Source organism: Mycobacterium sp. (assembly GCF_035603715.1).
Taxonomy (GTDB): domain Bacteria; phylum Actinomycetota; class Actinomycetes; order Mycobacteriales; family Mycobacteriaceae; genus Mycobacterium.
The window spans coordinates 1-7419 of the sequence record NZ_DATNJW010000620.1 but is presented as its reverse complement, the minus strand read 5'-3'; the positions used below and the strand labels follow the sequence as shown (position 1 = coordinate 7419).

Below are 7419 nucleotides of genomic sequence, written 5' to 3'. Positions count from 1 at the left end.
GTGGACTCGGTGCCTGCGCCGCCGGGAATCAAGGCCTACGTCACCGGGGCGGGTCCGCTGATCGCCGATCAGTCCCACGCGGGCGAGAAGGGCGTCGCGAAAGTCACCCTCGTCACCATCCTGGTGATTCTGGTGATGCTGCTATTCGTCTATCGGTCGGTCAGCATCGTTCTGATCATGCTGTTCATGGTGTTCGTCGAATTGCTAGCGGCCCGCGGTGTCGTCGCGACGCTGGGGAACTACGGCATCATGGGGCTTTCCACGTTCGCCAACAACATGCTGGTGCTGTTGGCGATCGCCGCCGGAACGGACTACGCGATTTTTCTCGTCGGCCGCTACCACGAGGCCCGCGGTCTTGGCGAGACACGTGAAGAGGCGTATTACACGATGTTCCACAGCACCGCGCACGTCGTGCTGGGGTCGGGGCTGACCATCGCGGGCGCGATGTACTGCCTGAGCTTCTGCCGGTTGCCGTATTTCCAGTCACTGGGCGTGCCCTGCGCCGTCGGCATGCTGGTCGCGGTCTTCGCGGCGTTGACCCTGGGCCCGGCAGTGCTGACCGTGGCTTCGTTCTTCAAGCTGATGGACCCGAAGCGAAAGCTGCAAACCCGGGGATGGCGTCGCATCGGCACCGCCATCGTCCGTTGGCCCGCACCGGTTCTCGCGGTGACGATCGCGATTGCCCTTGTCGGCCTGCTTGCCCTTCCGGGCTATCAAACGGATTACGACAGCCGTCACTTCCTGCCGGCAGAGACCCCGGCCAACGTGGGCTACGCGGCCGCCGACCGGCATTTCGACCAGGCTCGGCTGAACCCCGAACTGCTGATGATCGAGACCGATCACGACTTGCGTAACTCGGCTGACTTCATCGTGCTCGACAAGGTCGCAAAAGCGGTCTTCCACATCCCGGGTATCGGTCGCGTGCAGACCATCACCAGGCCGCTGGGCACGCCACTCGACCACAGCACCCTCGGTTTTCAGATGGGCGCGCAAGCCGCGGGCCGGATCCAGACTCAGCATTACCAGGAGGAGCAGGCGAAGAACCTGCTCAAGCAAGCAGCTGAGCTTCAGAAAACCATGGCAACCCTGCATGAGCAGATGCAGGTCACGCAGGACCTCAGCAACACCACGCACGAAACCACCAAGCTCACAAAAGAAACCGTGAAGATCACCGAGTCATTGCGTGACGACATCGCGAACTTCGATGATTTCTTCCGGCCAATCCGCAGCGGCTTCTACTGGGAGAAGCACTGCTACGACGTACCGCTGTGCTGGGCGGTGCGGTCAATATTCAACGCTCTTGACGGCATCGACCAGGTCAGCGAGAACATCGAGAATCTCAGCGCGAATCTCGACAAGCTGGATCAGATTCAGCCGAAGCTGGTGGCGCTGATACCACCGCAAATCGAGAGCCAGCAGCACAATCTCGACACCATCATGTCGAACTACGCCACGACGAATGGGCTGAACCAACAGGCGAAAGCGCAGTCCGACAACGCCACCGCTCAGGGCGATGCGTTCGATAAGGCGAAGAACGACGACACGTTCTATCTCCCGCCGGAAGCGTTCAAGAGCCCAGATTTCGCGCGCGGTCTCAAGCAGTTCATGTCGCCCGACGGCCATGCGGTCCGGTTGATCATCTCGCATGAAGGCGACCCGGCGACTCCTGAAGGCGTCAGCCATATCCAACCGATCAAGCAAGCCGTGCACGAGGCGATCAAGGGCACCCCATGGGAGGGCGCCAAGGTTTACCTGGGTGGCACCGCCGCGACGTACAAGGACATGCACGACGGGTCCAACATCGACCTGTTGATCGCCGGAATTGCAGCGGCCACATTGATTTTCATCATCATGCTGGTCATCACCCGAAGCGTTGTCGCGGCCTTCGTGATCGTCGGTACCGTGCTGCTCTCACTCGGCGCCTCATTCGGGCTCTCCGTGCTGCTCTGGCAGTACATCCTCGGGATGAAGCTGCACTGGATGGTGCTCGCAATGGCGATCATCCTGCTGTTGGCGGTCGGATCGGACTACAACCTGCTGCTGATATCCCGGTTCAAAGAAGAAATCCACGCCGGACTCAAGACGGGCACGATTCGTGCGATGGCCGGCTCGGGCTCAGTGGTGACCTCTGCCGGTCTGGTGTTCGCCGCCACCATGGCTACGTTCGCCTTCAGTCCGCTGAAGGTGATGGCCCAGGTGGGTACCACGATCGCGTTGGGTCTGCTGTTCGACACCCTGATCGTGCGGTCGTTCATGACGCCGTCACTGGCCACCCTGCTGGGACGCTGGTTCTGGTGGCCGCAGCATGTGCGTCCGCGCCCGGCCAGCGTCATGCTGCGGCCGTACGGCTCGCGTCCTGCGGTGCGCGAGTTGATCCACCGTGACATCGAAGACGAAACTGAAGCCGGAGTCGTACAGAAGGTCTAGTTGCCCTGCGCGGCAGGCTGATTCGGCGGTCGCGAACGTCTTGTGACTGAGATTGGCATCAAGCTAATCCGCGAATTCACAGGCAAGCGACGAGACCCGGTGAATTGGTCCACTACTGGTGAGGGTCGGTTCCAATGTGCGTCCCGGACTGTACCCACGTGGCTGGAAGCGTCGAACCATTGCCCGCGCTCTGTCGTTCGACGACGTCGACGAGGGTGGCGAACCCGGCATATTCGCGCATCTCCGCGGCGATACATCGACTGGCTTGGCGGTAGCGGGGCTCGCGAAGAGCGGCGAGGATCGCCCGCCGGAGGGCTCTGGGTGTCGGGCGCTCCGTCCGCAGGCGCAGACCACTGCCGGACCATGCGACCCGTGCGCCCACTTCGGGTTTGTCCTCCTTGCCGCCGGTCGCGACGATCGGCACGCCATAGCGCAGGGCGTATTGGACTCCGCCGTACCCGCCGTTGGTGACGAAAACGTCCGTGCGGGGCAATAATTCGTCGTAGGGCAGGTACTCCGCGGCGCGCGCATTGGCGGGCAGCGGCGGCAAGGTGTCAAGCGGGCGACCGCCCGTCGCCACCGCGATCAGCACATCCTCATTCGCGAGCGCCTCAAGAGCCGGCTCGATCACCTGGGCGTAGTCCTTGTTCGCCACCGTGCCCTGCGTGACGTGGACGACGGGGCGCGAGCCGTCCAGGTCGCCCCACCAATCCGGCAACGGCGCCCGTGAGCCGGTGGCGCCCAGCGGGCCGACGAAATGTAGCGAGGGCGGCGCATCGGAGCGGGGATATTCGAAGCAGGGGACGGTGAATTGGACCATCGCATCAGCCCAGGTGTACCAGTTCAGTATCTGGCCCGGCAGACCCTGGCCATGCACCGCGCGGTGGAGCCGATCGAGGATATCGTTGGCCCGCGACCAGACGCGACGGTTCATCGCCGCCAAGACGGCATTGCGCTGACGGTTGAACAGCCGTGCCGGCGGCAAACCCAGGCCAAACGGTGCGGTGTCGGCGCTGGGGATACCGAGCGGGAGGACCCCGCACACGACGACAGCCGGGCGGATCGGGCGGCGATGTGCAAGCAGGAACATGGCGCCGAAGTATCCCTGGTCGGCCAGCACGACGTCTGCCGGCCGCGCCGTGTGGGCGGCCAGGACCGCCTCGTACTGCGACTTGGCCGGGTTCGCGAAGATGTGCTCCACGTCGAAGGTGATCGCCCGGATGCCCTTCAACCCGCCACGCTCGGGGAACGTCGCCTCCAGATCGTCGAAATTGAAGTCGGCGTCGGGCGGCAACGCAATGTGCACGGCACCGGTCGCGGTGACCCGATCGGCGAACGCCGCTCCGGTGATGAACCGCACGTCATCGCCGCGCTCGACGAACCCCCTCGCGACCGTCAGCAGCGGCGTGACATGGCCATGGACCGGACAAGCGGCGATGATGATCGACGACATCGCTCCTCCTCTAATCGGTGGGCAACCTCGAGGATCCCGTGGCCCGGGGTGCAGACCATTGGCAAAAGGACGTAGATCACGGACGCGGGGGTCGTATATCGGGCCGCAATCTACGACTAAGTACTGATGTTTCCGGGCAGGTGGGTGCTCGAAGCTGGCTAGCATGAGCGAGATTGATCCGCCGAACTGGAGCGATTTGGGTGTGAGCGAGCTGCTGCCGACGGGAACGGTGACTTTGCTGCTCGCCGACGTCGAGGGCTCGACCCGGCTGTGGCAGACCGCGCCCGACGAGATGACCGCGGCCATCGCCAACCTGGACCGCACGCTGGCCGAATTAGTCGCCGCCCATCACGGGATGCGCCCGGTCGAGCAGGGCGAGGGTGACAGCTTCGTGGTGGCGTTCGCGCGGGCGTCCGATGCGGTGACGTTCGCCTTGGCGTTGCAGTTGGCGCCGCTGGCCCCGCTGCGGCTGCGCGTCGGGCTGCACACCGGGGACGTGCAGTTGCGCGACGAAGGCAATTATGTGGGCCCGACTATCAACCGGACCGGGCGGCTACGGAATCTAGCCCACGGCGGACAAACCGTACTGTCGGCCACGACAAGCGATTTGGTGGCCGACCAGCTTCCCGCCGACGCGTGGCTGGCCGACCTGGGCAGCCACCGCGTGCGTGACCTGCCCCGCCCGGAACACGTCATGCAGTTGTGCCATCCCGATCTGCCCGCCGAGTTCCCGGCGTTACGGACCACCGATAGTGTTGCGGTGCAGCATCTTCCGGTGCAGCTGACGAGCTTTGTCGGGCGCGCGGGCCAGCTGGCCGAGGTGCGAGGTCTGCTCGGCGCGGACCGGCTGGTGACCCTGACCGGCGCGGGCGGCATCGGTAAGACCCGGCTGGCGCTGCAGGTGGCGGGCCAGGTGGCAACCGAATTCGACGGCGTGTGGTGTGTCGAACTGGCGCCGGTCACCGATCCCGCACTCGTGGCGGTCACCGCAGCACGTGCCCTGGGCCTGCCCGACCAGCCTGGCCGGTCGGCCACGGAAACTGCGCTGCGCTTCATCGGCGACCGGCGTGTGCTGATCGTGCTGGACAACTGTGAGCACGTTCTCGACGCGGCCGCGCAGCTGGCGACCGCGCTGTTGAGCGGATGCCCCGCCATGACAGTGTTGGCGACCAGCCGCGAACCGATCGGAGTCCCCGGCGAGGTGACCTGGCGGGTACCGCCGCTGTCACTGGCCGACGAGGCCATGGAGTTGTTCACCGACAGGGCCCGACGCGTCCTGCCCGACTTCACCATCACCGCTGACACCGCCGACACGGTCACCGACATCTGCCAGCGGCTCGACGGCATGCCGTTGGCGGTGGAGCTGGCTGCGGCGCGGATTCGGGCCCTGTCGCCGGCCGAGATTCTCGATAGCCTGCATGACCGCTTCCGGTTGTTGACCGGCGGTGCGCGCACGGCTGTGCGCCGACAGCAGACGCTGCGCGCATCGGTCGACTGGTCGCACGCGCTGCTCACCGAACCCGAACGCATGGTGCTTCACCGGCTGGCGGTGTTCCTGGGCGGTTTCGATCTCGACGCCGCCCGCGCCGTCGCCGGCGGCGCACCGGTGCAACGCCATCAAGTCTTGGACCTGCTCACCCTGCTGATCGACAAGTCTCTGGTGGTGGTCGAAAACACCGGCGGCGCAACGCGGTACAGGTTGATGGAGACCGTGCGCCAATATGCGCTGGAAAAGCTCGGCGAGTCAGGCGAGGCCGATGAAGTCCGTAATCGCCACCGCGACCATTACACGGCTCTGGTGGCCGACTTGGACGCGCCGGACCCGTTGGCCCGCGGGAGGGTCGGACTCGAGCAGGCCGATATCGAGTTCGACAATCTGAGGGCCGCGTTCGGCTGGAGTCGTGATCACAACGATCTCGAGCACGCATTGTGCCTCGTGTCGTCCCTGCAGCCGTTGTGGCTGTCGGGCGGGCGCCTCATCGAGGGGCTGTCCTGGTTCGCCGGCATCTTCGCCCAAGTGCAGGGTGATGCGCTGACGGTGGCGCCGGCAGTGCATGCCCGCGCGCTCGCCGACCAGGCACTGCTGACGGGGGTGATCGAAATCCCCGATCCGTTGGAGCGGGCCCAGCAATCGGTGGCGATCGCACGAGAGCTAGGCGAGCCGGAGTTGTTGGCTCGGTCGCTGCTCGCCTGCGGCGCCAGCGCCGTCTACGACACGGACACGGCGCGCACCTACCTCACCGAAGCGATCGATCTGGCCCGGCGGGCCGGCGACACGCGGCGATTGAGCCAAGGTCTGTGGTTCCTGGCCAAAACCGCGGCCGTCGCCGGTGAACCACGCCCAGGGCTGGCGGCCGGCACGGAAGGGCGCCGGGTCGCCGAGGAGATCGGTGACCGCTTCGTCGCTCACATGTGCCGCTTCTGGGGCATCGGCACCGCCTTGATGCAGCACGCGGAATTTGTCGCGGCCGTTGCCGAGTTCCGTGCCCTGGCCGGCGAGGCCGAGGCGGCCCACGATCCGCTTGGACAGCTCTCCGCACTGTCCCACCTGTCCCACACCCTGGCGTACACCGGTGACACGCATACGGCGCGGGAAGCAGCGGCCAGCGCCGCAATGGTGGGCGCCGAGTTCGGCGGCTTCATGGAGGGCGTCGGATACGCGCCGCTGGCGAGGGCAGCCCTGGCCGCCGGCGACGTCGCGGCGGCCGCTGAGGCTGGCGAGGTATCGCGGCAGTGTCTGCTTGCACAGCCCGTGGCGGGCGCCAACGCCAACCCGATCGCCGAAATCGCCCTTGCCCGCGGCGATCTGCCCACGGCCCGACGCTATGCGGAGGAGGCCGTGGCCTTGACGAAGGGCGCGGGCCGGGCCGCAGCGCTGGTCGCGCGGGCCCGGGTGGCCATCGCACAGGGCGAACCCGAGCAAGCCGAACGCGACGCGCACGACGCGCTGGCCGTCGCGGTCGCCGTCGACGCCCACGCAATGACGCCGGATGCGCTGGAATGCCTGGCGGTGATCGCCCACGCTGCCGGCAGTCACCGACAAGCCGCCCGCTTGCTGGGCGCCGGCGATGCGCTACGACGCCCGATGGGGATCGTACGGTACAAGGTGTATGACGCGGGCTACCAGACAGTGATCACGTCTCTGCGGGACGGGTTGGGCGACAGCGAGTTTGAGACCGCTGCGGCAGAAGGGGCAGGGCTCACTCTCGAGGAGGCGATCGCCTACGCGCGACGCGGACGAGGGGAACGCAAACGCCCGACCAGCGGATGGGGATCATTGACCCCGACCGAGCGGGACGTCATCGAGCTTGTCCGGCAGGGCCTTTCCAACAAAGACATCGCCACGCGGCTGTTCATCTCGCCACGCACCGTGGCGACCCATCTCACCCACGTCTACACCAAACTGGGCCTCACCTCCCGAGTGCAGCTCGCTCAGGAAGCAGCCCAGCACAGCTGACCCACGGAAATGGCGCCTCCGCCGGTGCCAGGTGTCGGTCACTGATGTGTCCGATCGCCGGAGGCTACGCCCGCTGAATAGT

General features: G+C 66.0%; 3 protein-coding genes. 2 read left to right on the top strand and 1 reads right to left on the bottom strand.

The annotated features are described in order from the left end of the window. Positions 1–2427, top strand: a 2427-nt coding sequence (locus tag VN856_RS25315; protein WP_325694448.1) for an MMPL family transporter, incomplete at its 5' end; no start/stop codon positions are given. A 112-nt stretch (positions 2428–2539) separates the two neighbouring features. Here the strand turns inward: VN856_RS25315 and VN856_RS25310 are convergent. Continuing rightward, positions 2540–3880 carry a glycosyltransferase gene (locus tag VN856_RS25310; RefSeq protein ID WP_325694446.1) on the bottom strand — a complete coding sequence of 447 codons (1341 nt, stop codon included), beginning with the start codon at positions 3878–3880 and terminating at the stop codon, positions 2540–2542. A gap of 163 nt (positions 3881–4043) precedes the next feature. Here VN856_RS25310 and VN856_RS25305 point away from each other — a divergent pair, with 163 nt between their 5' ends. Then, positions 4044–7337, top strand: a complete 3294-nt coding sequence (locus VN856_RS25305) for a LuxR C-terminal-related transcriptional regulator (RefSeq protein WP_325694444.1) — start codon at positions 4044–4046, stop codon at positions 7335–7337. Positions 7338–7419: the final 82 nt, after the last annotated feature.

What these genes read in the sequence shown, in the direction of transcription:
- VN856_RS25305 (WP_325694444.1), top strand. Translation starts at nt 4,044, where the DNA reads ATGAGCGAGATTGATCCGCCGAACTGGAGCGATTTGGGTGTGAGCGAG.
- VN856_RS25310 (WP_325694446.1), bottom strand. Translation starts at nt 3,880, where the DNA reads ATGTCGTCGATCATCATCGCCGCTTGTCCGGTCCATGGCCATGTCACG.